Origin of the sequence: Mycobacterium sp. E735, from assembly GCF_001666955.1 — a bacterium.
Lineage (GTDB): Bacteria > Actinomycetota > Actinomycetes > Mycobacteriales > Mycobacteriaceae > Mycobacterium.
In genome coordinates this window covers 41744-67504 of the sequence record NZ_LZIX01000094.1, presented here as the reverse complement: position 1 = coordinate 67504, position 25761 = coordinate 41744, and the positions used below count along the sequence as shown (strand labels likewise).

General features: G+C 68.9%; 21 protein-coding genes. 8 read left to right on the top strand and 13 right to left on the bottom strand.

All coding sequences use genetic code 11. The annotated features are described in order from the left end of the window. Positions 1-62: 62 nt before the first annotated feature. The 3 genes from A5704_RS07880 to rpmF all read right to left on the bottom strand — a co-directional run bounded on the left by A5704_RS07880 (position 63) and on the right by rpmF (position 2556). Positions 63-1610, bottom strand: coding sequence for a HAMP domain-containing sensor histidine kinase (locus tag A5704_RS07880; protein ID WP_067888338.1), 1548 nt, complete (start codon positions 1608-1610; stop codon positions 63-65). Positions 1611-1626: 16 nt separating this feature from the next. Continuing rightward, a complete protein-coding gene (mprA, locus tag A5704_RS07875) occupies positions 1627-2316 on the bottom strand; it encodes a two-component system response regulator MprA (protein ID WP_067271149.1) in 690 nt (229 codons plus the stop codon). A gap of 66 nt (positions 2317-2382) precedes the next feature. After that, positions 2383-2556 (bottom strand): 50S ribosomal protein L32, encoded by a 174-nt coding sequence (rpmF, locus tag A5704_RS07870; protein ID WP_007168835.1) that lies wholly within the window; start codon positions 2554-2556, stop codon positions 2383-2385. 289 nt (positions 2557-2845) lie between these two features. Between rpmF and A5704_RS07865 the strand changes: the two genes are divergently transcribed. The 7 genes from A5704_RS07865 to A5704_RS07835 all read left to right on the top strand — a co-directional run bounded on the left by A5704_RS07865 (position 2846) and on the right by A5704_RS07835 (position 11934). Continuing rightward, a complete protein-coding gene (locus tag A5704_RS07865; protein ID WP_067888336.1) occupies positions 2846-4555 on the top strand; it encodes an acyclic terpene utilization AtuA family protein in 1710 nt (569 codons plus the stop codon). After that, positions 4552-5700 carry an acyl-CoA dehydrogenase family protein gene (locus A5704_RS07860; protein ID WP_067888333.1) on the top strand — a complete coding sequence of 383 codons (1149 nt, stop codon included), beginning with the start codon at positions 4552-4554 and terminating at the stop codon, positions 5698-5700. Before A5704_RS07865 ends, A5704_RS07860 begins: the two co-directional genes overlap by 4 nt. Before the next feature lie 2 nt (positions 5701-5702). Beyond that, a complete protein-coding gene (locus tag A5704_RS07855) occupies positions 5703-7292 on the top strand; it encodes an acyl-CoA carboxylase subunit beta (RefSeq protein WP_156737634.1) in 1590 nt (529 codons plus the stop codon). Between the two features lie 5 nt (positions 7293-7297). Further along, a complete protein-coding gene (locus A5704_RS07850) occupies positions 7298-9280 on the top strand; it encodes a biotin carboxylase N-terminal domain-containing protein (protein WP_067888327.1) in 1983 nt (660 codons plus the stop codon). Beyond that, a complete protein-coding gene (locus A5704_RS07845; RefSeq protein WP_067758127.1) occupies positions 9277-10443 on the top strand; it encodes an acyl-CoA dehydrogenase family protein in 1167 nt (388 codons plus the stop codon). Before A5704_RS07850 ends, A5704_RS07845 begins: the two co-directional genes overlap by 4 nt. Then, entirely contained in the window at positions 10443-11225 is a 783-nt protein-coding gene (locus tag A5704_RS07840; RefSeq protein WP_067888324.1) for an enoyl-CoA hydratase family protein, read from the top strand. Before A5704_RS07845 ends, A5704_RS07840 begins: the two co-directional genes overlap by 1 nt. A 106-nt stretch (positions 11226-11331) precedes the next feature. Further along, positions 11332-11934 (top strand): DUF1707 domain-containing protein, encoded by a 603-nt coding sequence (locus A5704_RS07835; protein ID WP_067758132.1) that lies wholly within the window; start codon positions 11332-11334, stop codon positions 11932-11934. A 2-nt stretch (positions 11935-11936) separates the two neighbouring features. On the opposite strand, the gene A5704_RS07830 is transcribed toward A5704_RS07835, so the two are convergent. The 7 genes from A5704_RS07830 to A5704_RS07800 are packed head-to-tail and all read right to left on the bottom strand — an operon-like array spanning position 11937 to position 20808. Next, a complete protein-coding gene (locus A5704_RS07830) occupies positions 11937-12785 on the bottom strand; it encodes an aldo/keto reductase (protein ID WP_067888322.1) in 849 nt (282 codons plus the stop codon). A gap of 60 nt (positions 12786-12845) precedes the next feature. Continuing rightward, entirely contained in the window at positions 12846-14834 is a 1989-nt protein-coding gene (locus A5704_RS07825; RefSeq protein ID WP_067758138.1) for a VWA domain-containing protein, read from the bottom strand. Further along, positions 14827-16209: an ATP-binding protein gene (locus A5704_RS07820; protein WP_067758140.1), complete on the bottom strand. Its 1383-nt coding sequence runs from the start codon at positions 16207-16209 to the stop codon at positions 14827-14829. Before A5704_RS07820 ends, A5704_RS07825 begins: the two co-directional genes overlap by 8 nt. A 44-nt stretch (positions 16210-16253) precedes the next feature. Then, on the bottom strand, positions 16254-17837 hold the full coding sequence (gene purH / locus A5704_RS07815; RefSeq protein ID WP_067758143.1) for a bifunctional phosphoribosylaminoimidazolecarboxamide formyltransferase/IMP cyclohydrolase: 1584 nt from the start codon (positions 17835-17837) through the stop codon (positions 16254-16256). After that, the gene (gene purN, locus A5704_RS07810; protein WP_067758200.1) at positions 17834-18481 is read right to left on the bottom strand and encodes a phosphoribosylglycinamide formyltransferase; all 648 of its coding nucleotides are present in this window, start codon (positions 18479-18481) and stop codon (positions 17834-17836) included. The genes purH and purN overlap by 4 nt, the downstream gene beginning before the upstream one ends. 21 nt (positions 18482-18502) lie before the next feature. Further along, positions 18503-19873 (bottom strand): DUF6350 family protein, encoded by a 1371-nt coding sequence (locus A5704_RS07805; protein WP_067758146.1) that lies wholly within the window; start codon positions 19871-19873, stop codon positions 18503-18505. 47 nt (positions 19874-19920) lie between these two features. Beyond that, the gene (locus A5704_RS07800; protein WP_067758149.1) at positions 19921-20808 is read right to left on the bottom strand and encodes a DUF5336 domain-containing protein; all 888 of its coding nucleotides are present in this window, start codon (positions 20806-20808) and stop codon (positions 19921-19923) included. Between the two features lie 265 nt (positions 20809-21073). Between A5704_RS07800 and A5704_RS07795 the strand changes: the two genes are divergently transcribed. After that, positions 21074-21922 (top strand): LLM class F420-dependent oxidoreductase, encoded by an 849-nt coding sequence (locus A5704_RS07795; protein WP_067888319.1) that lies wholly within the window; start codon positions 21074-21076, stop codon positions 21920-21922. A 120-nt stretch (positions 21923-22042) separates the two neighbouring features. Here A5704_RS07795 and A5704_RS07790 read toward each other — a convergent pair whose 3' ends face one another. From A5704_RS07790 to sucC, 3 genes are all read right to left on the bottom strand, one after another. Further along, complete coding sequence (locus tag A5704_RS07790; RefSeq protein WP_067888316.1) at positions 22043-23566, bottom strand: acetyl-CoA acetyltransferase; 1524 nt, start codon at positions 23564-23566, stop codon at positions 22043-22045. Positions 23567-23645: 79 nt separating this feature from the next. Continuing rightward, a complete protein-coding gene (gene sucD / locus A5704_RS07785; protein ID WP_067758157.1) occupies positions 23646-24548 on the bottom strand; it encodes a succinate--CoA ligase subunit alpha in 903 nt (300 codons plus the stop codon). Between the two features lie 12 nt (positions 24549-24560). After that, positions 24561-25724: an ADP-forming succinate--CoA ligase subunit beta gene (sucC, locus tag A5704_RS07780; protein WP_067888313.1), complete on the bottom strand. Its 1164-nt coding sequence runs from the start codon at positions 25722-25724 to the stop codon at positions 24561-24563. Positions 25725-25761 lie beyond the last annotated feature (37 nt).

Here is a 25761-nt window from a genome sequence, read left to right as displayed (position 1 = left end):
CCTCTATCTCAGTATTCGGCTCGTCGGTTCGACAGGGCTCTTCAACAGTAGTGGCTGCACACCTACGTTGCCCGGGCGGACTGAGAGTCCACTGAGATAACGTTCGCGGGTTCCCGAGAGTTCGACTGGCCGGTCATCCGAACCGCGGGTTCGGTGACGGATTCTTCGCCGGCGGCCGCGGCAGACGACGTCGGATAGGCCGTGGGCGGCATCGGCCGGCCGGGCAGCAGCACGTAGAACGAGGTCCCGGGCGGCTGTCCGCCCGGGACGGTGTCCTCGACGCGGAGCAATCCACCGTGATTCAGCACGACCTTCTTGACGATCGCCAGCCCGAGCCCCGAACCGGGCATGGCGCGCGCGGTCGTCGACCGGTAGAACCGCTCGAACACCAGCCGCCGTTCGTGCGGCGGGATGCCCGGGCCTTGATCGGAGACCACCAACTCGGCGTGCGACGGGTCAAGTTGCCGCATGGTGATGCCCACGTGACCGCCCGGCGGGCTCCACTTGGCCGCGTTGTCCATCAGGTTCAGCACGGCGCGCGACAGGCCCGCCGCGTCGCCGTACATCTGCCAGGGGGTTACGTCGACGTCGAAGTGAATGTCGTTGCGGCGCCGCCTGACCCGCTCCAGACTGCGGTCGATGACCTCGGACATGTCGACCGGTTCGTGCACCACCTGGCCGGCGTCGTCGCGGGTGAGGTCCACGAGATCACCCACCAGCGTGGACAGTTCCTCGATCTGCGCCAGCACGTCGGCGCGGAGCTCGACCATCTCCTGCTCGGGCAGCCGCGGCGCCCCCGGTTCCATGGAGGCCATCAGCAGCTCGACGTTGGTGCGCAACGACGTCAGCGGGGTGCGCAGTTCGTGCCCCGCGTCGGTGACCAGCCGCGCCTGACGCTCGCGGGACTCGGCCAGCGCGCGCAGCATCAAGTTGAAAGCCTCGGTGAGCCTGGCCAATTCGTCGCTACCGAACACCGGGATCGGCCGCAGGTCGTCGGTGCGCGCGACCCGTTCGGTCGCCTCGGTCAGGCGGGCCACCGGGCGCAGCCCCGCCCGCGTGACCATGCCGCCCGCGACCGCGGCGACCGCGACGCCGATGCCGCCGACGATCAGCAGCACCCAGCGCAGCTTGGTCATCACGGCCTCGGTCGGCTTGAGGCTCTTGGAGATCAGCAGCGAGCAGCCATTGGGCAAGTGAATGGCCAGGACTCGTTGATCGGACGCGGTGCGCCGGGACATGAACAGATCACCGCGGATCACCGCCTTTTCCGGCGCGCCGACCGGCAGCGTCTGACCCGGCTGTTGCGCCGTGTAGATCGAGTGGCCCGGGTTCACCAGCATCGCGTTGACATCCGAATACGCGGTGCCCTCGATGGCCTTGCCGGGATCGGCGGCCAGTGAGCCGCTGGCGATCAGCAGCTGAGCCCGGCTCTGCAACTGGTTGTCGATATCGCTATACAGCGCAGCCGAAATCACCGCGTACACGGCGAACGCCATCAGCACGACGACCATGGCCACCATCGACATCGCCAGCAGCATGACGCGCCACCGCAGGGACAACGAACTGGTGGCGCGCAGCGGCACGCGGGGGGGCCGTTGGTACCTGATCATCGCGGGATGTGACTCGTCACGGCGGTGTCTCCCGAAGGACATAGCCCACGCCGCGCACCGTGTGGATCAGCCGTGGCTCGCCGTCGGCCTCGGTCTTGCGGCGCAGATAGCCGACGTAGACCTCCAGCGCGTTGCCGGAAGTGGGAAAGTCGAAGCCCCACACCTCTTCCAGGATCCGGCTGCGGGTGAGTACGCGGCGCGGATTGGCGATCAACATTTCCAGCAAGGCGAATTCCGTGCGCGTAAGGCTGATTTGGCGCTGCCCGCGGGTGACTTCGCGGGTCACCGGATCCAGCGTCAGGTCGGAGAACTGCATGGCCACCGATTCGGCGTCGTCGTCGTCCGGCTTGGTCCGGCGCAGCAGCGCCCGCATGCGGGCCAGCAGTTCCTCGAGCGCGAACGGCTTGGGGAGGTAGTCATCCGCGCCGGCGTCGAGCCCGGCGACGCGCTCGGAGACCGAATCACGGGCGGTGAGCACCAGGATGGGTAGGTCGTCGCCGGTGCTGCGGAGCTGACGGCAGACCTCGAGCCCGTCCAGCCGCGGCATCATCACGTCGAGCACGAGCGCGTCGGGCCGGTCGCTGGCGATCATCTCGAGCGCCTCCAGCCCGTCATGGGCCAACTCGACCGAGTAGCCATTGAAGGAAAGCGATCGGCGCAGCGACTCACGCACTGCGCGATCGTCGTCGACGACCAGTATCCGCACGGGCCTAGTGTCGTCCCGACGCCTGAGAGCCGGCTGAGAGGCGCGCCGGGTATTTGCCGAGATTAACTAACGCCGGTCCAGGTCGATCAGACCGAGGCGGGCCGCCTTGAGCAGCCGGCGGGGCACCTTGTGCTTCTGGCCGGCGACCGTCACACCGACGAGTTCGGTCTTGGTGGCCTTCCACTGCGCGCGACGGCTACGGGTGTTCGCGCGCGACATCCTGCGCTTGGGTACGGCCATGGTCGGGCCTAACTCCTCGTGTCGGGGGCTTGTCGCGCGGCGTGGCCGGTGCGGCCGAACGTGCGACGATTGCTCCCAGGATAGTCGGTGGCCTGCCGGGCACCAAAACGAAGCCCTCTGGCGCCGAGATGGCCGTGGCGGTCGTGATCCGGGCGCCGTCCACGACCGTGGCGGCAATCTCGACGTCGGAGGCGAGGGGCGTCCTTGACGTGACACTGGCGCGACCCGCTAACCTACCGGTTGGTTGGTTGGTTTGCGCTCACCGGTGAAACGCAGATTGGAGGACTGCATGGCCTCAGCTCCTGGTCGTGACGCGGTCCGGATCGCGAACTGCTCCGGGTTCTACGGCGACCGGCTGTCGGCGATGCGCGAGATGCTCACCGGCGGCGACGTGGACTACCTCACCGGCGATTACCTGGCCGAATTGACCATGCTGATCCTGGGCCGCGACCGGATGAAGCACCCCGAGCGCGGCTACGCCAAGACGTTTCTGATCCAGCTCGAGGACTGTCTCGGGGAGGCCCGCGATCGGGGTGTGCGCATCGTCGCCAACGCCGGCGGACTCAACCCGGCGGGGCTGGCCGCCGCGATACGCGTCCTGGCCGAGCGCCTCGGCATTCCCGCGCGGGTCGCCCACGTCGAAGGCGACGACCTGCTGGCGCGCGCCGCCGACCTCGGGCTGGGCAGCCCGCTGACCGCGAACGCCTACCTGGGCGCGTGGGGCATCGTCGACTGCCTGGGCGACGGCGCCGACGTGGTCGTCACCGGCCGGGTCACCGACGCCTCGGTGATCGTCGGAGCCGCCGCCGCGCACTTCGGCTGGGGCCGCACCGACTACGACCGGCTGGCCGGCGCGGTGGTCGCCGGCCACGTCATCGAGTGCGGCGTGCAGGCCACCGGCGGCAACTACTCCTTCTTCACGGAGGTCGCGGACCTGACCCACGCCGGCTTCCCGCTGGCCGAGGTGCACCCCGACGGCTCCTCGGTGATCACCAAGCACGCCGGCACCGGCGGGCTGGTGAGCGTCGACACCGTCACCGCGCAATTGCTGTACGAGATCACCGGCGCCCGCTACGCCAACCCCGACGTCACCGCGCGGATGGACACCGTCGAGCTGTCCCCCGACGGCCCCGACCGGGTGCGCATCCACGGCGTGCGCGGCGAACCGCCGCCGCCCACCTACAAGGTGTCGCTGAACAGCATCGGCGGATTCCGCAACTCCATGACCTTCGTGCTGACCGGTCTCGACATCGAGGCCAAGGCGGACCTGGTGCGCCGGCAGCTCGACGCCGCGCTGACCGTCAAGCCCGCGGAGCTGCAGTGGTCGCTGGCCCGCACCGACCACCCCGACGCCGACACCGAGGAAGCCGCCAGCGCGCTGCTGCACTGCGTGGTCCGCGACCCCGACCCCGCCAACGTCGGGCGCCAGTTCTCCTCGGCCGCCGTGGAATTGGCTCTCGCCAGCTATCCGGGCTTTCACGTGACCGCCCCACCGGGCGACGGTCAGGTCTACGGCGTGTTCACCGCCGGCTACGTCGACGCCAAGGAGGTGCCCCACGTCGCGGTGCACGCCGACGGCACCCGGGTGGAAATCGACTGCGCCACCGAGACTTTGGAGCTCGCGCCCGCCGAGCCCCCACCCCTGCCGGAGCCGCTGCCCGACGGCCCGACCCGCCGGGTGCCGCTGGGCCGCATCGCCGGCGCCCGCAGCGGCGACAAGGGCGGCTCGGCCAACGTCGGGGTCTGGGTTCGCACCGACGAGCAATGGCGGTGGCTCGCCAACACGCTGACCGTCGAGCTGCTCAAGGAGCTGCTGCCCGAGGCCGCGGAGTTCGTCGTCACCCGCCACTTGCTGCCCAACCTGCGCGCGGTCAACTTCGTCATCGACGGCATCCTGGGCCAGGGCGTCGCCTACCAGGCGCGGTTCGACCCGCAGGCCAAGGGATTGGGCGAATGGTTGCGCGGCCGCCACGTCGACATCCCCGAAAGGTTGTTATGACTCTGTGGACGACGCCGGAGCGCGAAGAGCTGCGAAAGACGGTGCGCTCCTTCACCGAACGCGAAATCCTGCCCCACGCAGACGAGTGGGAGCGCGTCGGGGAGCTGCCGCGTGAGCTGCACCGTCGCGCCGGGGCGGCCGGCCTGCTGGGGGCGAACTTTCCCGAGGCGGTCGGCGGGGGTGGCGGCGACGGCGCCGACGCGGTGATCATCTGTGAGGAGGTGCATCAGGCCGGCGCCCCGGGAGGCGTGTTCGCGTCGTTGTTCACCTGCGGCATCGCGGTGCCACACATGATCGCCTCCGGCGAAAAGCGGCTGATTGAGGAGTTCGTCCGGCCGACGCTGGCCGGCGACAAGATCGGTGCGCTGGCGATCACCGAGCCCGGCGGCGGTTCCGACGTCGGGCACCTGCGAACGTCGGCGGTGCGCGACGGTGATCACTACGTGGTCAACGGCGCCAAGACCTACATCACCTCCGGGGTGCGCGCCGACTACGTCGTCACCGCGGTGCGCACGGGCGGTCCGGGCGCCGCGGGCGTTTCGCTGCTGGTGGTCGAAAAGGGAACGCCGGGCTTCGAGGTGAGCCGCAAGCTGGCCAAGATGGGGTGGCGGTCCTCCGATACCGCCGAACTGTCCTTCGTCGACGCCCGAGTTCCGGCGGCCAACCTCGTCGGCGCCGAGAACAGTGGATTCCTGCAGATCGCGCAGGCCTTCGTCGCGGAACGGATCGGCCTTGCCGCGCAGGCGTATTCGAGCGCCCAACGGTGCCTGGACCTGGCGGTGCAGTGGTGCCACGACCGCGAAACCTTCGGTCGGCCGCTGATCTCCCGGCAGTCGGTGCAGAACACGCTGGCCGAGATGGCCCGGCGCATCGACGTCGCGCGGGTCTACTCCCGCCACGTGGTCGAGCGACAGCTGGCCGGCGAGACGAATCTGATCGCCGAGGTGTGTTTCGCCAAGAACACCGCCGTCGAGGCGGGCGAATGGGTGGCCAACCAGGCCGTCCAGCTGTTCGGCGGGATGGGCTACATGGCCGAATCCGAAGTCGAACGCCAATACCGCGACATGCGGATCCTCGGCATCGGTGGCGGCACCACCGAAATCCTGACCGCACTGGCCGCGAAAACGCTTGGATACCAATCATGACCGTGCTGCAGTCCACGCTGGACCCGCAATCCGCCGCCTACACCGACGCGGCGTCGACGGCGACTTCCCGGCTCGAGGAGATCGACGCCGAGCTCGCCAAAGCGCTTGCGGGTGGCGGGCCCAAGTACGTCGAGCGCCACCACGGCCGAGGCAAGCTGACCGCCCGGGAACGCATCGAGCTGCTCGTCGACCCCGATTCCCCCTTCCTCGAGCTCAGCCCGCTGGCGGCCTACGGCAGCGCGTTCACCGTCGGCGCCAGCACCGTCACCGGCATCGGAGTGGTGTCCGGCGTGGAATGCCTGATCGTCGCCAACGACCCGACCGTCAAGGGCGGCACCAGCAACCCGTGGACGCTGAAGAAGATCTTGCGGGCCAACCAGATCGCGTTCGAAAACCGGCTGCCGGTCATCTCGCTGGTGGAATCGGGCGGGGCGGACCTGCCCACCCAGAAGGAGATCTTCATCCCCGGCGGGCGGATGTTCCGCGACCTCACCCGCCTGTCGGCGGCCGGCATCCCCACCATCGCCCTGGTCTTCGGCAACTCGACCGCCGGCGGCGCCTACATTCCCGGCATGTCCGACCACGTGGTGATGATCAAGGAGCGGTCGAAGGTGTTCCTGGCCGGTCCCCCACTGGTCAAGATGGCCACCGGCGAGGAGTCCGACGACGAGTCGTTGGGCGGCGCCGAAATGCATTCCCGCGTCTCCGGTTTGGGGGATTACTTCGCCGTCGACGAGCTCGACGCCATCCGCATCGGGCGCCGCATCGTCGCCCGGCTGAACTGGCGCAAAGGGGGCCCCGCGCCCGGGCCGGTCGCGGATCCGTTGTTCGACGCCGAGGAGCTGATCGGCATCGTGCCCGCGGACCTGCGTATCCCGTTCGACCCCCGCGAGGTGATCGCCCGCATCGTCGACGGCTCCGAATTCGACGAATTCAAGGCCATGTACGGGTCGTCGCTGGTGACCGGGTGGGCCCGGCTGCACGGCTATCCGCTGGGCATCCTGGCCAACGCGCGCGGCGTGCTCTTCAGCGAGGAGTCACAGAAGGCTACCCAATTCATCCAGCTGGCCAACCGCTCCAACACCCCGCTGTTGTTCCTGCACAACACCACCGGCTACATGGTGGGCAAAGACTACGAGGAGGGCGGGATGATCAAGCACGGCTCGATGATGATCAACGCCGTCTCCAACTCGACCGTCCCGCACATCTCGCTGTTGATCGGCGCCTCCTACGGCGCGGGCCACTACGGCATGTGCGGCCGCGCCTACGACCCCAGGTTCCTGTTCGCCTGGCCCAGCGCGAAATCCGCGGTGATGGGCGGCGCTCAGCTTGCCGGCGTCTTGTCGATCGTGGCGCGGGCCGCCGCCGAAGCGCGGGGTCAGCAGGTCGACGAGGAGGCGGACGCCGCGATGCGGGCCGCCGTCGAGGGGCAGATCGAGGCCGAGTCGCTGCCGTTGGTCCTGTCCGGGATGCTCTACGACGACGGGGTGATCGACCCGCGCGACACCCGCACCGTCTTGGGAATGTGTTTGTCCGCCATTGCCAATGGCCCGATCAAGGGGACGTCGAACTTCGGCGTCTTCCGGATGTGAGCCCCATGGTTACTCGAGTGCTGGTCGCCAACCGCGGCGAGATCGCCCGGCGGGTCTTCGCCACCTGCCGGCGGCTGGGCCTGGGCACCGTCGCCGTCTACACGGACCCCGACGCCGACGCGCCCCATGTCGCCGAGGCCGACGCCCGGGTGCGGCTGGCCAAGACCAACGACTACCTCAACGCCGAAGCGATCATCGCGGCCGCCCGCGCCGCGGGCGCCGACGCTGTGCATCCGGGGTACGGGTTCCTCTCGGAGAACGCCGATTTCGCGGCGACCGTGCAGGGCGCGGGCCTGACGTGGATCGGACCGCCGGTCGATGCGGTGCGGGCCATGGGTTCCAAGATCGAGTCCAAGAAGCTGATGGCCGCCGCCGGCGTTCCGGTGCTCGACGAGCTCGACCCCGAGACGGTGACCCAGGCGCAGCTTCCGGTGCTGGTCAAGGCCTCCGCCGGCGGTGGCGGCCGCGGGATGCGGGTGGTGCGCGAATTGTCCGCTCTCGCAGGCGAAGTGGAAGCGGCCCGCCGTGAGGCGCAGTCCGCGTTCGGCGACCCGACCGTGTTCTGCGAGCGCTACCTGCCCACTGGGCACCACATCGAGGTTCAGGTCATGGCTGACACGCATGGCACGGTCTGGGCCGTCGGAGAACGGGAATGCTCGATTCAGCGCCGGCACCAGAAGATCATCGAGGAGGCCCCCTCTCCCCTGGTCGAGCGCACCCCTGCCATGCGGGCCAAGCTCTTCGACGCGGCCCGGCTCGCAGCCGGGGCGATCGGATACACGGGCGCCGGAACCGTCGAATTCCTCGCCGACGATGACGGCGAGTTCTACTTCCTGGAGATGAACACCCGGCTGCAGGTCGAGCATCCGGTGACCGAGGAGACCACCGGGCTCGACCTCGTCGAACTGCAGATCGCCGTCGCCAACGGCGATCGCCTCGACGCCGAACCACCCGCCGCGCAAGGGCATTCGATCGAGGCCCGCCTCTACGCCGAGGATCCCGCCCAGGGCTGGCAGCCGCAGGCGGGCCGCGTGCACCGCATCGACGTGCCGGCGGTCCAGTCGCAATTCCGCACGCTTGGGCACCGAACGGGCATCCGCCTCGATTCGGGCGTCGTCGCCGGATCCACGGTGTCCATTCACTACGACCCGATGCTGGCCAAGGTCATCTCGTACGCGCCGACGCGCCGGCAAGCGGCGCTGGTGCTCGCCGATGCGCTCGCCCGCACCCGGTTGCACGGCCTGCGCACCAACCGCGAGCTGCTGGTCAACGTGCTGCGCCACCCCGCATTTCTCGACGGCGCCACCGACACCGCGTTTTTCGACACGCACGGACTGCAGGAACTCTCGGCGCCGCTCGCCGGTGGCGACACCGTCCGGTTGTCGGCGATCGCCGCCGCGCTCGCCGACGCCGCGCGCAACCGCGCGGGGGCCCCCGTCCTGGGATCGCTGCCCAGCGGCTGGCGCAACCTGGCCTCCGGCTACCAGGTGAAGAGTTACCGCGACGCCGACGGCGGCGAGCACCAAGTCGAATACCGTTTCGGCAGATCGGGATTGCTGTTGGCGCACGACGAGCAGGTGCGGCTGGTCTCGGCCACGCCGGGCGAGGTCGTGCTGGCTGACGGCTCCGGGGTGGCTTGCGGCTTTACGGTCGCTCGATACGGTGACGACGTCTACATCGACTCGGCGCGGGGGCCCGTCCGCCTGGTCGCGCTGTCGCGCTTCCCGGAGCCCGGCTCGGCCGTCGAACAGGGTTCGCTGGTCGCGCCCATGCCAGGGAACGTGATCCGGATCGGCGCCGCGGTCGGCGACGCCGTCAATGCCGGGCAGGCTTTGATCTGGCTCGAGGCCATGAAGATGGAACACACCATCACCGCGCCGACCGACGGCGTCCTCGCCGAACTCAACGTCCAGACCGGCCAGCAAGTCGAGGTGGGCACCGTGTTGGCGCGCGTCGAGGCGCCGCAAGCAGAAGGAGATCCAGCATGACCGACACCAGCTTCATTGAAAGCGAAGAGCGGCAGGCCCTGCGTAAGTCGGTGGCCGCCTGGGCCGCCAACTACGGCAGCGAGTACTACCTGAAAAAGGCCCGGGCGCACGAACACACCGACGAATTGTGGTCGGAGGCGGGCAAGCTCGGCTTCCTCGGGGTGAACCTGCCCGAAGAGTACGGCGGCGGCGGCGCCGGCATGTACGAGCTGTCCCTGGTGATGGAGGAAATGGCGGCGGCGGGCAGCGCGCTGCTCCTGATGGTCGTCTCGCCGGCCATCAACGGCACGATCATCAGCAAGTTCGGCACCGAGGAGCAGAAGAAACGCTGGATTCCCGGCATCGCCGACGGCACCCTGACGATGGCCTTCGCGATCACCGAGCCCGACGCGGGCTCCAACTCGCACAAGATCACCACCACCGCCCGGCGCGACGGCGGCGACTGGATCCTCAAGGGTCAGAAGGTCTACATCTCGGGCATCGACCAGGCGCAGGCCGTCCTGGTGGTGGGCCGCACCGAGGAGGCTAAGACCGGAAAGCTGCGGCCGGCCCTGTTCGTGGTGCCCACCGATGCCCCCGGATTCACCTATACGCCAATCGAAATGGAGCTGATCAGCCCCGAACGGCAGTTCCAGGTCTTCCTCGACGATGTCCGGCTGCCGGCGGACGCGCTGGTCGGTTCCGAGGACGCCGCGATCGCGCAGCTGTTCGCGGGCCTGAACCCCGAGCGGATCATGGGCGCCGCCAGCTCGGTCGGGATGGGACGGTTCGCTCTGGAGAAGGCCGCCGACTACGTCAAGACCCGGCAGGTGTGGGGCACGCCGATCGGCGCACACCAAGGACTGTCGCACCCGTTGGCGCAGTGCCACATCGAGGTGCAACTGGCCAAGCTGATGATGCAGAAGGCCGCCGCGCTGTACGACAGCGGCGACGACGCGGGTGCGGCGGAGGCGGCCAACATGGCCAAATACGCTGCCGCCGAGGCGGCTACGCGCTCGGTCGACCAGGCCGTGCAATCGATGGGCGGCAACGGGCTGACCAAGGAGTACGGCGTGGCCGCCATGCTCGCCTCGGCCAGGCTCGGGCGGATCGCCCCCGTCAGCCGCGAGATGGTGCTCAATTTCGTGGCGCAGACGTCGCTGGGCCTGCCCCGGTCGTACTGATGGAAACGCTGGTCGACTACGCCGGTCCGGCCGATACCGGCGGACCGTTCGCGCGGCTGACGCTGGACTCGCCCCACAACCGCAACGCGCTGTCGACCACGCTCGTCGAGCAGCTGCATCAGGGCTTGCGTGACGCCGCGACGGACCCCGCCGTGCGCGCGGTGGTGCTGGGGCATACCGGCAACACGTTCTGCGCGGGCGCGGACCTCAGTGCGGCCGGCTCGGGGGACGACCCCTTCGAGATGGCCGTCGCCCGGGCCCGCGAGATGACCGCGGTGATGCGGGCCATCGTCTCCTCGGCCCTGCCGGTGATCGCCGCGATCAACGGGCACGTCCGCGCGGGCGGGTTCGGACTCGTCGGCGCGTGCGATATCGCCGTCGCCGGACCGCGCAGCACCTTCGCCCTGACCGAGGCCCGGATCGGCGTCGCCCCCGCGGTCATCTCGCTCACGCTGCTGCCGAAGCTGGCGCCGCGCGCGGCGGCGCGCTACTACCTGACCGGCGAGACTTTCGGGGCCGACGAAGCGGCGGCGATCGGGCTGATCACGATGGCCGCCGACGACGTCGACGCGGCGGTGGCTGCGCTGCTCGCCGACGTGGGCCGCGGTTCGCCCCAGGGGCTGGCCGCCTCCAAGGCGTTGACCACGGCTGCGGTGCTGGAAGGGTTCGACCGCGACGCCGAGCGCCTCGCCGAAGAATCGGCCCGGCTCTTCGTGTCCGACGAAGCGCGCGAGGGCATGCTGGCGTTCCTGCAAAAGCGCCCCCCGAGCTGGGCAAGTTAGCCAGGTGTCAAACAAAGGCGGCCGGGCAAGCCTGCCGGCGCGGCGCAAGGTTGCAGTTTGACCAATCGTCTTGCACCAAGACCCGGACGTCGTAGGCTCGTGGGTAATGAGCAACTCTGCGCAACGCGACGCGAAGGACACGCGCGACGAATCGTCGCGCGCGGCCGACACTGATCGCATCCAGCTCGCACAGTTGCTGGCGTATGCGGCCGAGCAGGGCCGGCTGCAGATGAAGGACTACGAAGACCGCCTGACCAGGGCGTACGCGGCGACCACGTACGAGGAGCTGGACCAGCTGCGGGCGGATCTGCCGGGCTCACAGATCAACCTGCGCCGCGGTGCCAAGCCGAACCCGGCGCCGTCCACGCTGCTGCTGGCCCTGTTGAGCGGCTTCGAACGGCGCGGCCGGTGGAACGTGCCCAAGAAGCTCACCACCTTCGCCTTCTGGGGCAACGGCGTGGTGGATCTGCGTTACGCCGACTTCACGTCGACAGAGGTCGACATCCACGCGATGTCGATCATGGGGGCGACGAAGATTTTGCTGCCGCCCGAAGTGAACGTCGAGATCCACGGCCGCGGCGTCATGGGCAACTTCGACCGCAGCGTCCTCGGCCAGGGCACCCCGGGCGCACCCAAGGTGAACATCCGCGGCTTCTCGCTGTGGGGCGCTGTCGGCATCATTCGCAAGGCCCGCCGGCCGCGCGATTAGCGTCAGCCGGGCACGTAGTCGAACTTGTCGGGGTTGGGCCCGTTCCTGCCGGCTTCACCCTTGTCCAGGGCCGAGATCGCGTCCATGTCGGAGTCGTCCAGCTCGAAGTCGAAAAGCTCGAAGTTCTCCTGGACCCGCTCCGGCGTCACCGACTTGGGGAACACGATGTCGCCGCGCTGAATGTGCCAGCGCAACACCACCTGCGCCGCTGATTTGCCGCGCGCCGCGGCGATGCGGTTGATCACCGCGTCGTCGAGCACCTTGCCCTGAGCGATCGGCGCCCACGCCTCGGTGGCGATGCCGTGCTCGCGCCCGTACGACCGAACCTCCGTGTTACCGAAGTACGGATGAAGCTCGATCTGGTTGACCGACGGGACGGTGTCGGTTTCTTCGGCGAGCCGCTGAAGGTGTGCGACTTGAAAATTCGACACGCCGATGCTGCGGGCGCGCCCGTCGCGCGCGAACTCTTCGAGAACCTTCCAGGTCGAGACGAAGTCACCGTCGTAAAGAGTGGGCAGCGGCCAGTGAATGAGAAACAGGTCGACGTAGTCGGAATCCAGAGCCTGCAGTGTCCGGTCGAAGGCGCGGCGCGCGTCGTCGGGTTTGTGAAAGCCGTTGTTGAGCTTGCTGGTGACGAACACGTCGGCGCGGTCGAGACCGGCGTCGCGGATGCCTTGCGCCACTTGCTTTTCATTGCCGTACATCTCGGCGGTGTCGATGTGCCGGTAGCCGATCTCCAACGCGGTCTTGACCGCCGCCGCCGTCTCGTCGGGCTTGATCTGAAAAACGCCGAAGCCGAGCTGCGGAATGCGCACACCGTCGTTGAGTTCGATCGTGGGAACCTTGCTCATGCATCTCCTCCTTCTCCGGTCCATGTACCCGGTCGGGCGCGCACCTATCCCCGCGAGGGGCTAGCGGCGGCGAGACCGGAGGTAGTCGCCCACCACGGCCGCGCCCAGGCCGTCGAGATCGGGGACCACGACGCGTCCCTCGACGCGCCGGGCGACCTGGTCGATGAAGCGGGCCAGGCCGGGGTCGCTGCCCAACCGGAAGATGGTGATCTGCGCGCCGAGGCGGGCCATGTCGTCGAACCCGCGCACCGTGTGCGCGATGGTCCGCGGGTGCGGCGGGTAATCGAAGAACACGGTCGTGCCGTCGCCGTCGAAGTCCTCCAGGTGGGCGGTGGGCTCACCGTCGGTCACCACCAGCACGACGGGCTGCGCGTTGGGATGCCGCCGCAGGTGCCGACCGGCCAGCGCCAGAGCGTGATGCAGGTTGGTGCCCTGCTCGTAGACGCCCTCGAGGCCGGTGAGCTCGGCGGCCGTCACCGTCCGGGCGTATCGGCCGAATGCGATGATCTGTAAGGCGTCCGAGCGAAATCGGGTGCACACCAGGTGATTCAGCGCCAGCGCCGTCTGCTTCATCGGCAGCCAGCGATTCTCCATCACCATCGAGAACGAGGTGTCCACCAGCAGCGCCACCGCGGCCTGGGTGCGCGTCTCGGTCTCGGAGACCTCGACGTCGTCGACGGTGATGTTCAGCGACCCGGTGGTGTCCAGGCTGGCCGTTCCCGCCTGCCGCAGCACCGCGTTGGTGAGCGTGCGCGAGATGTTCCACGGCTCGGTGTCGCCGAACTGCCACGGCCGGGTGGCGCCGGTGAGCTCACCTGCCGCGCCCGCGCGCCGGTGGTCCCGCTCGCCGCGTCGCCCGGAAAGCTGTTGCGCCACATCGCGTAGCGCGGTCTCACCGAGCCTGCGCATGGCCTTCGGCGAGAGCCGCCACTGGCCGTCGGAACCCCGGTCCAGAAAGCCCTGATTGACAAGTGCGCGTTCCAATTCGGCCAGCGTGCGCGCGTCCACGGCGGCCTGGTCGCCGAGTTGGCGTGCCAGCGCATCGAGATCGACGTCGTCCATGGTGGCACCGGGATAACTCTGCGAGAGCTGCTCGGCCAGCTGCTCGAGCTCGGCGATGTCCGAAATCGCCTGGGTGCCTTCCCCCATCCCGAACGGGTTGTCGCCGGAGAACTGTTCGGATCCCGTCCAGTCCTCCCCCGGCCGGGCAGCCTGCAGATGCGCGTCCAGCCGGTTCAGAGCCTGCATCAGCGACGGGGAGCCGAATGCCTGCTGCGCCAACGCATCCAGTTCGGCACGCTGGTCCGGGCTCAGGCTGTTGCGGAAGCGCTGCGCGGCCGCGGCGCGCTTGGCCAGCGAGTCCAGCAGCTCGTCGACATTGCGGGGGTTCTCCGGGAAGAACTCGCCGTGTTTGTCCATGAAGTCCTGGAAATCCTGCTGAGTGTCCTCGCCGCGGGCATGCTTGTCCAGCAGGTCGTTGAGATCGTTCAGCATGTCGTTGACCCGCTGACGGTCCTCGTCGGTGGCGCCCTCGAGCGCCTCCTTCATGCCTGCGAAACGCTGATCCAGCATTTCGCGGCCGAGCAAATCCTTGATCTGGTCGTACTTTTCGCGCGCCTCGTTGCTGCGCCAGTTGTAGTCGGAGAGCTCTTGAACGGCCTTGGCCGGCGACGACGGCAGGGCGTCGAGCTGCAGTTCACCGAACCGGGCGTCGTCGTCGAGCGCGCGCGCCAGCTCCTTGCGCTCGGCCAGCACCGCCTCATCGAGCAGCTTCTTGATCTCCTGCAGCGTGCCGTCCAAGTTGTTGCGGCGCAACAACTCCCGCCGGCGCCGGTTCGCCTCGGCCGCCAGCCGGTCGGCGCCGGGTGTGTTCTTGGTGCCGCGGCGCAGCAGCTCGGACAGCGCGCGGCGCGGCGACGTGCCCGCCATCACGTCCTGCCCGATCTGCTCGAGGGCCTCGCGCAGATCCACCGGCGGGGCCAGCGGGTCCGGCCCGCCGGTGTACGCCGAATAGCGCGACGAATGCCCCCTCGAGACGGGTTTAGCCATAGACGGTTTGGCCCTCCCCGGACACCTTGTCGATCCTCTTGGCCAAATACAACGCTTCCAGGGCGAGCTCCAGTGCCGCGGCGCGCTCACCCTCGGACTGGGCGTTGACCTTGGCGGCGATCTTGTCCACCACCGGCAACGTGGGAACCGCGGCCAGCACGTCCTTGGCCGACACTCGCTCGCCGGTCGTGACCGCCGAACCGCCCTCGACCGCGGAAACCAAGGACCCGACGTCGATGCCGCCGAGCACCCGCGACGCGGTGTCGGCCGTCGCCCGGCGCAGCAGGTGCTCGAGCACCGCCTGCTCGCGGCCCTCCTCACCGGACTCGAATTCCAGCTTGCCGCGCAGCACGTCGATCACCGTGCCGAGGTCGACCACGCGGGCCACCGGATCCGTCTCCCCCAGCACCGCGCCGCGGTGCCGGGCGGCGGCGGCCACGGTCTCGGCCGCGGCGATCGCGAACCGCGCCGACACCCCGGAGCGTTGGTCGACCGAGTTGGATTCCCGCAGATACCGGGCGAACCGGGCGATCACCTGCATCAGGTAGTCGGGGACCTGCGCGGACAGATGCGCCTCCTGGACGATGACGCCGACCTCGGCGTCGAGCTCCAGCGGGTAGTGCGTGCGGATCTCCGCGCCGAACCGGTCCTTAAGCGGGGTGATGATGCGGCCGCGGTTGGTGTAGTCCTCGGGGTTGGCGCTGGCGACCACCAACACGTCCAGCGGCAGGCGCAGGGTGTACCCGCGCACCTGAATGTCGCGCTCCTCCATGACGTTGAGCATCGACACCTGGATGCGCTCGGCGAGGTCGGGCAGCTCGTTGACCGCGACGATGCCGCGGTGTGCACGCGGGATCAGGCCGTAGGCGATGGTCTCGGGGTCTCCCAGGCTGCGGCCCTCGGCGACCTTGATCGGGTCGATGTCACCGACCAGGTCGGCGACGCTGGTGTCGGGGGTGGCCAGCTTCTCGGTGTAGCGCTCGCTGCGGTGCCGCCACTCGATCGGCAGGTCGTCGCCCAGGGTCGCGGCCTTGCGGATGGACTCCGGCGTGATCGGCGAATAGGGATGCTCGCCCAATTCGGCCCCGGCGATCACCGGCGTCCACTCGTCGAGCAGGCCGACCAGGGCGCGCAGGAGCCGCGTCTTGCCCTGACCGCGTTCGCCGAGCAGGACGAAGTCGTGCCCGGCGATGAGCGCCCGCTCCAGCTGCGGCAGGACGGTGTCGTCGAAACCCAGGATGCCCGGCCAGACCTCGTCACCCTCGGCCAACGCGGTCAGCAGGTTTTCCCGAATTTCCTGTTTGACTCCCCGTTCGCGATGGCCGGCGGCGCGCAGCTCACCGACGGTGCGGGGCAGATTGCTGGGTGATGGCACCTCTCCACGCTACGCGTTGCGTGAATGCCCCACGCGCCGAGCGTTCAGTGGGCGAAGTGGCGGGCGCCGGTGAGGTACAGCGTGACGCCGGCGTTGGCTGCCGCGGCGGTCACCTCGTCGTCGCGGACCGAGCCGCCGGGGTGCACGATCGCCCTGACCCCGGCGGCGGTCAGCGTCTCGAGTCCGTCGGGGAAGGGGAAGAACGCGTCCGACGCGGCCACCGCGCCGCGGACGCGGTCGCCGCCCCGCTCGACGGCGAGCCGGGCGGCGTCCACCCGGTTCACCTGTCCCATGCCGACACCGATGGTCGCGCCGCCGCCGGCGATCACGATGGCGTTGGACTTGACCGCGCGGCACGCCCGCCAGGCGAAGACCAGGTCGGTCAGCGTGGCCGGGTCGGCGGGCGATCCCGTCGCCAGCGTCCAGTTCGCGGGATTGTCGCCGTGCGCGTCGAGCTCGTCACGTTGCTGGACCAGCAGCCCACCGCTGATCGGCCGCAGCTCCGTGCCGCCGGTCAGCGGCTCGGAGGCCACGAGCACCCGGATGTTCTTCTTCCGCGTCAGGGCTTCCAGCGCCTCCGGCGCGTAGGCCGGGGCGACGATCACCTCGGTGAAGATGGTGCTCACGTACTCGGCCATCTCGAGGCTGACCTCGGTGTTGGCCGCGATGACCCCGCCGAAGGCGCTCAGCGGATCGCATTCGTGGGCCTTGCGATGCGCGTCGGCCACCGATTCCGCCGAGATCGCGATCCCACAGGGGTTGGCGTGCTTGATGATCGCGACACAGGTCTGTTCGTGGTCGAAGGCGGCCCGCCAGGCCGTGTCCGCGTCGGTGAAGTTGTTGTACGACATCTCTTTTCCGTGCAGCTGCTCGGCCTGCGCCAGCCCCGGCCAGGCGCCGGGGTCGGCGTAGAGCGCCGCCTGCTGATGCGGGTTCTCGCCGTAGCGCAGCATCGTCGATCGGGTCCAGCTGCGCCCCAACCACTTGGGGAACGCGGTCGGCGGGTGTTCGGGCGCCAGCGTCGACTCCATCCAGCCCGCGACGGCGATGTCATACTCCGCGGTGTGCTGAAAAGCGAGCGCCGCCAGCTTTTTCCGCTCCGCAAGGGTGAAGCCGCCGTGCCGCACCGCGGCGAGCACGCCGTCGTAACCGCGCGGGTCGACGACCACCGCCACGCTGGGATGGTTTTTCGCGGCCGCGCGGACCATCGACGGCCCGCCGATGTCGATCTGCTCGACGCACTCGTCGATGCTGGCGCCGGAATCGACCGTCTCGCTGAACGGATACAGGTTGACGACGACGAGTTCGAAGGCGGCGACACCGAGTTCCTCGAGCGCCGCGGCGTGCTCGGGTTTGCGGAGGTCGGCGAGCAGGCCGGCGTGCACCCGGGGGTGCAGCGTCTTGACCCGGCCGTCGAGCACCTCGGGAAAGCCGGTCAGCTCCTCCACCCGGGTGACCGGAATGCCTTTGTCGGCAATGGTCTTCGCCGTCGATCCGGTCGAGACGATCTCGACGCCCGCGTCCGTCAGGCCCCGGGCGAGGTCGACCAGGCCGGTCTTGTCGTAGACGCTGATCAACGCGCGGCGGATCGGCCTTTTCGCCGTCTCCGGCCAGTCGTCGGTGCTCATCGTGTGGTCGCCTTTCGTCCGATCGACGCTGTTCTTCCGACCAGGGTCAGGCCTCCGGTCGCGATCTCGGCCACCACGTCCACCAGGAGCTTCCGTTCGGTGACCTTGATGCGTTCATGCAGGGTCTCTTCGCTGTCGCCGTCGAGCACCGGCACGGATTGCTGGGCCAAGATCGGCCCGGTGTCCGTCCCGGCGTCCACCAGATGCACCGTACAACCCGTGACCTTGACGCCGTAGGCCAACGCGTCGGCCACTCCGTGCGCACCCGGGAACGCCGGCAACAACGCCGGATGGGTGTTGATGATCCGTCCATAGAAGCGCGAAAGGAACTGTGGTCCAAGTATTTTCATGAAGCCCGCCGACACGACCAAGTCGGGTGAGTGCGCGGCGGTGGCTTCGGTGATGGCCGCGTCCCAGGCGGCGCGGCCGGGATGGTCGCCGAGCCGGGCGGTGAAGGTCGGCAGCGCCGCCCGCGCGGCGATCTCGGTGGCCAGGCAGTCGCGATCGGCGCCGACGGCGACCACGCGGGCCGGGTACTCGCCGACGGCGGCATCGAGCAGCGAGCTCAGCAGTGATCCGGTGCCCGATGCCAGCACCACCACCCGTGCCGGCGCACTCGGGGGCACATGGAGCGGTTCGGCCACAAGCACAGAGCCTAGTGGCAGCTACTCGCCGGACTCGCGGTCGGTCGCGCTCGGCTCCGCGTCGTCGGGCGGCGGGGCGCCGACGTCGTCGCCCAGCGATGCGTCGTCGTCGCTGACCGGTGCGCCAGGCCCGTCGACGTCGTCGTGGTCGGGAGGTCCGACCGGCGGCTCGTCGTCGGCGTCGGCGTCCGGCTCTTCGAAGACCTCGGCAAAGTCCGCCGGTTCTTCCGCGGCGGCCGGCGCGGGCCTGGGCCGGCGGGGCCGGGCCCTGACGCCGCCGCTCATCACCAGCGTGATGCCGCCGACGACCGAGAACCAGAAGAACACCCCGATCAACAAGGCGCCCTGGTCGACGCCGACATCGCCGAAGTTGCCCAGCCGCCCGCTGCCGCCGTATGCGAGCAGGCACATCGCCAACGCGCCGACGGCCGACGCGACCAGGAGCTTGCCCATCGCCGGGATCAGCGGCAGCGCGCGACGGGCGCATTGCTGCCCGACCACCACCCCGGACGAGGCGCCGATGATGAGCAGGGCGACCCACACCGGCCCGAGCGGCGGCCTGGGGGCCGCGGCCAGGATCGGCAGCGCCGGGATGTCGCCCCCGAAGACGGTGAACGAACTGAACGTCGCGAAGCCGAGGTGAGCGCTGGACCCGACCGCCATTGCTGACGTGCCGACGATGACGTTCGGCGCGTACAACATCGACAGCACGGTGAGGCTGAACTGGCCGAATATCGATTCGGTGATCCCGTAGAGGTCCTGCATCGTCGCCCAATGCACCACCAGCGAGGCGGCGGTGACCAAGCCGGAGAGCCCGAATAACGCCAGCACGCCGGCGGACGCGGCGCGCAGGGCGTCGCCCAGCCACAGCGGCAGCGGCGACGCCGCCAAGGCCCGTCGTCCCACCCGCGACCACACGCCGAACGCGGCACCGATGGCGTGCACCACCAGAACGCTGGCGAACGCGCGCAGGGCGCTGGGCGTTTGCAGCTCGGTGATCACCGACGACGCGTCGTGGATGACCGCCAAGGCGATCGCGGCGATCAGCAGGGGACCCCCGAGGGCCGACGCGACGACCCAGCGGATCACCAGCCACGAGGAATACGGCGACGTGGCGCGGGCCGTGCTGCGCGCGGTGGCCCAGATCATCAACAGCACCGGCAGCAGCGGCATCACGCCCAGTTCGCGGCCGCCGATCGAAATCGGCACCTGGTGGACGCCGAGCCACATGCTCGCGATCGCGCCCAACGCGCCGGTCATGTCGCTGTTGGCGATCAACAACTGCAACAGCGTGACCGCGGCGATGACGACCAGGGCCACCACCGCAGGGCCGAATGCGACCCGGACAAGGTCACGAGCCTGGCGAGCGCCCGCCGGCCGGTTGTTTTCCACCCGTGTCACTCTCGGCGCACGTCCCGACTAGGCGCGGAACCGCACGGTTAGGACGGCGCTGGACCAGACGGCGACGAAGGCGGCTGCTGCTCCTGGCCGTAGGGCTGCTGGCCGGGCTGGCCGGAGTAATTGGGCGCCGAACCCTCGGAGCCCGCACCGGCCGCGGGCGGCGGGCTGAAGCTGGGGAACCCCGTCGGCGGCGTGGACGGCCCTTGCTGCGCGGCCTGCTGGGGGCCGGACTGCGGCGCGGGCTGGGCGCCGAAACCGCCCGTCTGGACGGCGGTTTGGGTCGGGGCCTGGCTGGGATAACCCCCGTACTGCGAGCCGTATCCCGGATGCTGCGGGGACTGCTGCTGGCCGGGCTGACCGTAATAGGGCTGCTGGCCGTATTGCCCGTACTGCCCGTACTGGCCGTACTGGGCGTAGGGGTCGTACTTGGGCCGCGGCGCCGGCGCCGTGATCACGCCCGCCTCCAACAACACGGCGACGACGGCGGCGATCGCCTGCAGCACGGCGCACGCCACCAGGGGCCACATCGCCCAGCCGATCGAGACGCCGGTGGGCAGGTTGATGGTCTCGGTGATGGCCAGCAACGCCCCGAGGACCGCGATGACCGCGACGATGCCGGCGTAGTTCTTGGCCTTGGGCACCAGGCTCAGGCCGGCCAGCAGTGCGGCCAGGACCGCCACGATGACCGCGGTGCCGGCGTCCCCGGCGCGTCCGCCGACGCCCGGGCCCAGGTCGGCGCCGATGGTGAACGTCGGCCCGAAGTTCAGCAGATACACCGCCAGGCCGAGCACGACCACCGCGATGTTCAGGTAGAGCGGGAGCTTGGTGGCGCCGTCGTCGTCCTTGGTGAACGACGGAGTGCCGCCTGCGTAGGAGCCGCCCTGCGGCGAGGGTTGGTATCCGGGGCTACCGGGCGAGTAGGTCATTGGCTCCTCCTGTTGCTTTGCCTGTGAAGTGCCTTGCCGGGCGCGACGGTCGGGTCGCGACGCTGTGCTTGCGGGCGCGCCGTTCCATAAACGCCGTGCCCGGCGGTTGCGTTGCGACGCGATCGATCAACCACGCTAGCGCACTTCGGAACGCCCGTGCCGTGGCCACCGGCTTGGACCGCGATCCGTGCCGCGGGCCTCGCCCGGGACGGCAGGCGCGGCGGCCGCTTGCTCAGCGGAGGTAGAACACGTTCTAATTCTCCCCATGGATTACGGGCTTGTGCTCTTTACCAGCGACCGCGGCATCTCTCCGGCGTCGGCGGCGAAGCTTGCCGACGAACACGGCTTCACGACCTTTTACGTGCCAGAACACACGCACATCCCGATCAAGCGGGAGGCGGCGCACCCGACGACGGGCGACGCGTCGCTGCCCGACGACCGCTACATGCGGACGCTAGACCCATGGGTAAGTCTGGGCGCGGCGTCTGCCGTCACCTCGCGGGTGCGGCTGTCCACGGCGGTCGCGCTGCCCGTCGAACACGACCCGATCACGTTGGCGAAAAGCATTGCCACCCTCGACCACCTGTCCGGCGGACGGGTGAGCCTGGGCGTCGGGTTCGGCTGGAACACCGACGAGCTCGCCGACCACGGCGTGCCGGCCGGACGCCGCCGCACCTGCCTGCGCGAGTACCTCGAAGCGATGCGCGCGCTGTGGACCCAAGAGGAAGCCTCCTACAACGGCGAGTTCGTCAAGTTCGGCCCGAGCTGGGCCTGGCCCAAGCCCGTGCAGCCGCACATTCCGGTGCTGGTGGGTGCCGCGGGCAACGAGAAGAACTTCAAGTGGATCGCCCGCAGTGCCGACGGCTGGATCACCACGCCGCGCGACTTCGACATCGACGAGCCGGTGAAGTTGTTGCAGGACATCTGGGCGGCCGCCGGCCGCGACGGCGCCCCGCAGATCGTGGCGCTGGACTTCAAGCCGATCCCCGAGAAGCTGGCCAAGTGGGCCGAGCTGGGGGTGACCGAGGTGCTGTTCGGCCTGCCGGACAAGTCCGAGGACGAGGTCGCCGCCTACGTCGAGCGGCTGGCGGGCAAGCTGGCCGCCCTGGTTTAACGCCCGGGTCCACCCCCGACGTCATTCACCCCCGCGAGACATAAACCACGGCGACCGTCCACGGCGTGTCGCCTCCGTGGTTTATGTGTCGCGCGGCCGGCGGCGGGAGTCCGACCGGGTCTACCCCAGCGAAGCCCGATTGCCGTTGTCGGTTGACCACACGAAGATCTCCGCACCGAGTGGGTCGCCGTCGCACATCAAAGCCACGAGATCGTCGTCGTCGGTGGTGGCCATGAATCGCGTGTGGTCCGCGGCGAGCCTGCCGACGATGATGCCGGTGCGGACCGGCCAGTCGTAGCGCACGGAGTACGTCTCGATGGTTGCCGCACCGTCCGGCTTTTTCGTGACGTCGACCTTGGGCAGCGCGGCGACCTCCTTGTTCAGCTCCGCACAGTTGTCGGCGCGCCACTCCACCGGCGTGGTCGAGTAGATACCGACCGAGTACTTGCTCATGATGCCGCCGTTGGCACCGACGAACCCGAATTCCCCTGGCCTGTCCCGCATCTGGGCGACCGTCTCGGCGATGCCGTGCAGCGAATAGCTGTTGCCGGGGCCGCCGAAATACGGCAACCCTCCGGTGAGGGTCAGGCCGCGCGGGTCGTCGCCGTCGATGCCCAGGGCTTCGCAGATGACGAACACCGGAAACGGAAAGCAGCTGTACAGATCGAAGGTGGCGATGTCGTCGACACCGATTCCGGCCACCCGCAACGCTTCGTGCGCCGCATGGACGGCGGCCGGGCTGGCGCCCAGGTCGGCGCGGTCGAGCATCGCCTGCTCGACCATGTCCGAATGGCCGTGCAGATAAACCCAGTTGTCCTCGGCCACCCCGAGGCTCCTCGCCGCCTCCACCGACATCAGCACCGCCGCGGCGCCCTGGTTGACCTGGTCACGGGCGACGAGCAGACGCGGATACGGGTCACTGATCATCCGGTTGTCGTCGGTGATAGTGATGATCTCGTCGATCGACCGTTCGACCGGCGATGACGAAAACGGGTTCTTGGCAGCCACTTTCGACATCGGGGCGAACAGTTCGGCCATTTCGCGCCGATAGTCGGCCACCCCCCGCCTAAGGCGTGCGCGCCGGGCGTTCTCCAGCAGCCCGTACTGCACGGGTGCGCCGGTCAAGCCGTGCTGGATCGTGTATTCGTCGATATAGCTGGAAATCTGGTGGCCGCGATCCTCCAGCCGACCCTCGACGTGTTCGGTGAAGTCCGGCTTGTCATCACGGTTCGCGAAGTAACGAGCCGTCGACCCCGGCTCGGAGCCCATGATCAGCACGACATCAGCTGCGCCGGCCGCGATCGTGTTGCCCGCCTCGGTGACCAGCTTCTGCGGGCCCTGCCCCCCGACCGGTTCGAGTACCACGCGGGCCGGGTCGCCGCCCAGCCGCTTCATCACCGAACGCGGGTAGTTGTTGGACTTACCCAGGGTCGCCGGCATAGGTCCGGAGATCTCGAACTGCCGTAGCCCGAAGACCGTGTCGACGGCCTTGGCAACGCCTCTGGCGCCGACGTCCGCGAGAGCCGCCTGCGTGGCCGCGGTCGCGAGGTCGACCGCCGACATGCCCCGATAGTCGGGGTCGTCGATGCGCTCGGTGAACTGTCCGACCCCAACGAGCACCGGAGTACGCGGATCCACCGGCATGACGAACCTCCTGGCAACTGTTAGTTCGACAGGCTAACCGATGGACGGGGACGGAACGAAACCGCGGTCTCGATTGGAACTACAGGCTCTGCAGGATCTCCCGCGCCAGGGCCGCCGTCTCCGACGGGGTCTTGCCCACCTTGACGCCGGCGGCCTCCAGGGCTTCCTTCTTGGCGGCCGCGGTGCCCGACGAGCCGGACACGATGGCACCGGCGTGGCCCATCGTCTTGCCTTCCGGGGCGGTGAATCCCGCGACGTAGCCGACGACCGGTTTGGAGACGTTGGCCTTGATGTAGTCGGCCGCGCGCTCCTCGGCGTCGCCGCCGATCTCACCGATCATCACGATGACCTTGGTGTCGGGGTCCTTCTCGAACGCCTCGATGGCGTCGATGTGCGTCGTCCCGATCACCGGGTCGCCGCCGATGCCGATCGAGGTGGTGAACCCGAAATCGCGCAGCTCGTACATCATTTGGTAGGTCAGCGTGCCCGACTTGGACACCAGGCCGACCGGGCCCGGGCCGGTGATGTTGGCCGGCGTGATACCGGCCAGCGCCTCGCCCGGCGTGATGATCCCGGGACAGTTCGGCCCGATGATGCGGGTCTTCTGCCCTTTGTCGACGTTGTAGGCCCACGCATAAGCGGTGTCCTGCACCGGAATTCCCTCGGTGATGACGACCAGCAGCGGGATCTCGGCGTCGATCGCCTCGATGATCGCGTCCTTGGCGAACTTCGGCGGCACGAAGACGACGGACACGTCGGCGCCGGTCTCCTTCATCGCTTCCGCGACGGTGGCGAACACCGGCAGCTCGACGTCCTTGCCGACCGGGTCGACGTGCGAGACGGTGGTGCCCGCCTTGCGGGCGTTCACCCCGCCCACCACCTGGGTGCCGGCCTTCAGCATCAGCGCGGTGTGCTTGGTACCCTCGCCGCCGGTGATGCCCTGGACGATGACCTTGGAATCCTTATTCAGGAAGATCGACATGTGTTGGCTCCCTTACTTGTTCGCCAGCTCGGCGGCTTTGTCGGCTCCGGCGTCCATCGTGTCGGCCTGGATCACCAGCGGGTGGTTGGCCTGGGCCAGGATGCGCCGGCCTTCGTCGACGTTGTTGCCGTCCAGGCGCACCACGAGCGGCTTGTTGGCCTCGTCGCCGAGCATGTTGAGTGCGGTCACGATGCCGTTGGCGACGGCGTCACACGAGGTGATGCCGCCGAACACGTTCACGAACACGCTCTTGACCTGCTTGTCGTTCAGGATGACGTCGAGGCCCGCGGCCATCACCTCGGCCGAGGCGCCACCCCCGATGTCGAGGAAGTTGGCCGGTTTGACCCCGCCGTGCTTCTCGCCGGCGTAGGCGACGACGTCGAGGGTGGACATGACCAGGCCCGCGCCGTTGCCGATGATGCCGACTGCGCCGTCCAGCTTGACGTAGTTGAGGTCGTGCTCCTTGGCCTTGAGCTCTAGCGGGTCGGTGGCGTCGCGGTCCTCGAACTCGGCGTGGCCGGGCTGACGGAAGTCGGCGTTGGCGTCCAGGGTGACCTTGCCGTCCAGCGCCAGGATCTGGTCGTCGGGGGTGCGCACCAGCGGGTTGACCTCGACCAGGGTGGCGTCCTCGGCGACGAAGAGCTCCCACAGCCTGTTGATGGTCACCGCGGCGGCGTCGAGCACCTCGGCGGGCAGGTGGCCCTTCTCGGCGATGGAACGCGCGGTCGCCAGGTCGACGCCCTTGACCGCGTCCACCGGCACCTTGGCGAGCCGCTCGGGCTTGGTGGCGGCGACCTCTTCGATTTCCATGCCGCCCTCGACCGAGCACATGGCGAGGTAGGTGCGGTTGGCCCGGTCGAGCAGGAAGGAGATGTAGTACTCCTCGGCGATGTCGCTGGCCTCGGCGACCAGCAGCTTCTTCACGACATGGCCCTTGATGTCGAGGCCGAGGATGTTCTTCGCGTGTTCGTAGGCGTCGTCGGGGGTGGCCGCGTACTTGACGCCGCCCGCCTTGCCGCGCCCGCCGACCTTCACCTGCGCCTTGACCATCACCGGAGCGCCAACCTCGGTCGCGATTTCCCTTGCGCCCTCAGCGGTGTCGGTCACCCGCCCCGGCGTGGTCGGTACGTTGTGCTTGACGAACAATTCTTTGGCTTGATACTCGAAAAGGTCCATGGACTCTCTGTCTTCGCTCGACTCAACTGCTAGGCCT

Coding starts and splice junctions, on each gene's coding strand:
- A5704_RS07880 (WP_067888338.1), bottom strand. CDS start 1,610: ATGATCAGGTACCAACGGCCCCCCCGCGTGCCGCTGCGCGCCACCAGT.
- rpmF (WP_007168835.1), bottom strand. CDS start 2,556: ATGGCCGTACCCAAGCGCAGGATGTCGCGCGCGAACACCCGTAGCCGT.
- A5704_RS07865 (WP_067888336.1), top strand. CDS start 2,846: ATGGCCTCAGCTCCTGGTCGTGACGCGGTCCGGATCGCGAACTGCTCC.
- A5704_RS07860 (WP_067888333.1), top strand. CDS start 4,552: ATGACTCTGTGGACGACGCCGGAGCGCGAAGAGCTGCGAAAGACGGTG.
- A5704_RS07850 (WP_067888327.1), top strand. CDS start 7,298: ATGGTTACTCGAGTGCTGGTCGCCAACCGCGGCGAGATCGCCCGGCGG.
- A5704_RS07845 (WP_067758127.1), top strand. CDS start 9,277: ATGACCGACACCAGCTTCATTGAAAGCGAAGAGCGGCAGGCCCTGCGT.
- A5704_RS07840 (WP_067888324.1), top strand. CDS start 10,443: ATGGAAACGCTGGTCGACTACGCCGGTCCGGCCGATACCGGCGGACCG.
- A5704_RS07835 (WP_067758132.1), top strand. CDS start 11,332: ATGAGCAACTCTGCGCAACGCGACGCGAAGGACACGCGCGACGAATCG.
- A5704_RS07830 (WP_067888322.1), bottom strand. CDS start 12,785: ATGAGCAAGGTTCCCACGATCGAACTCAACGACGGTGTGCGCATTCCG.
- A5704_RS07825 (WP_067758138.1), bottom strand. CDS start 14,834: ATGGCTAAACCCGTCTCGAGGGGGCATTCGTCGCGCTATTCGGCGTAC.
- purH (WP_067758143.1), bottom strand. CDS start 17,837: ATGAGCACCGACGACTGGCCGGAGACGGCGAAAAGGCCGATCCGCCGC.
- A5704_RS07800 (WP_067758149.1), bottom strand. CDS start 20,808: ATGACCTACTCGCCCGGTAGCCCCGGATACCAACCCTCGCCGCAGGGC.
- A5704_RS07795 (WP_067888319.1), top strand. CDS start 21,074: ATGGATTACGGGCTTGTGCTCTTTACCAGCGACCGCGGCATCTCTCCG.
- A5704_RS07790 (WP_067888316.1), bottom strand. CDS start 23,566: ATGCCGGTGGATCCGCGTACTCCGGTGCTCGTTGGGGTCGGACAGTTC.
- sucD (WP_067758157.1), bottom strand. CDS start 24,548: ATGTCGATCTTCCTGAATAAGGATTCCAAGGTCATCGTCCAGGGCATC.
- sucC (WP_067888313.1), bottom strand. CDS start 25,724: ATGGACCTTTTCGAGTATCAAGCCAAAGAATTGTTCGTCAAGCACAAC.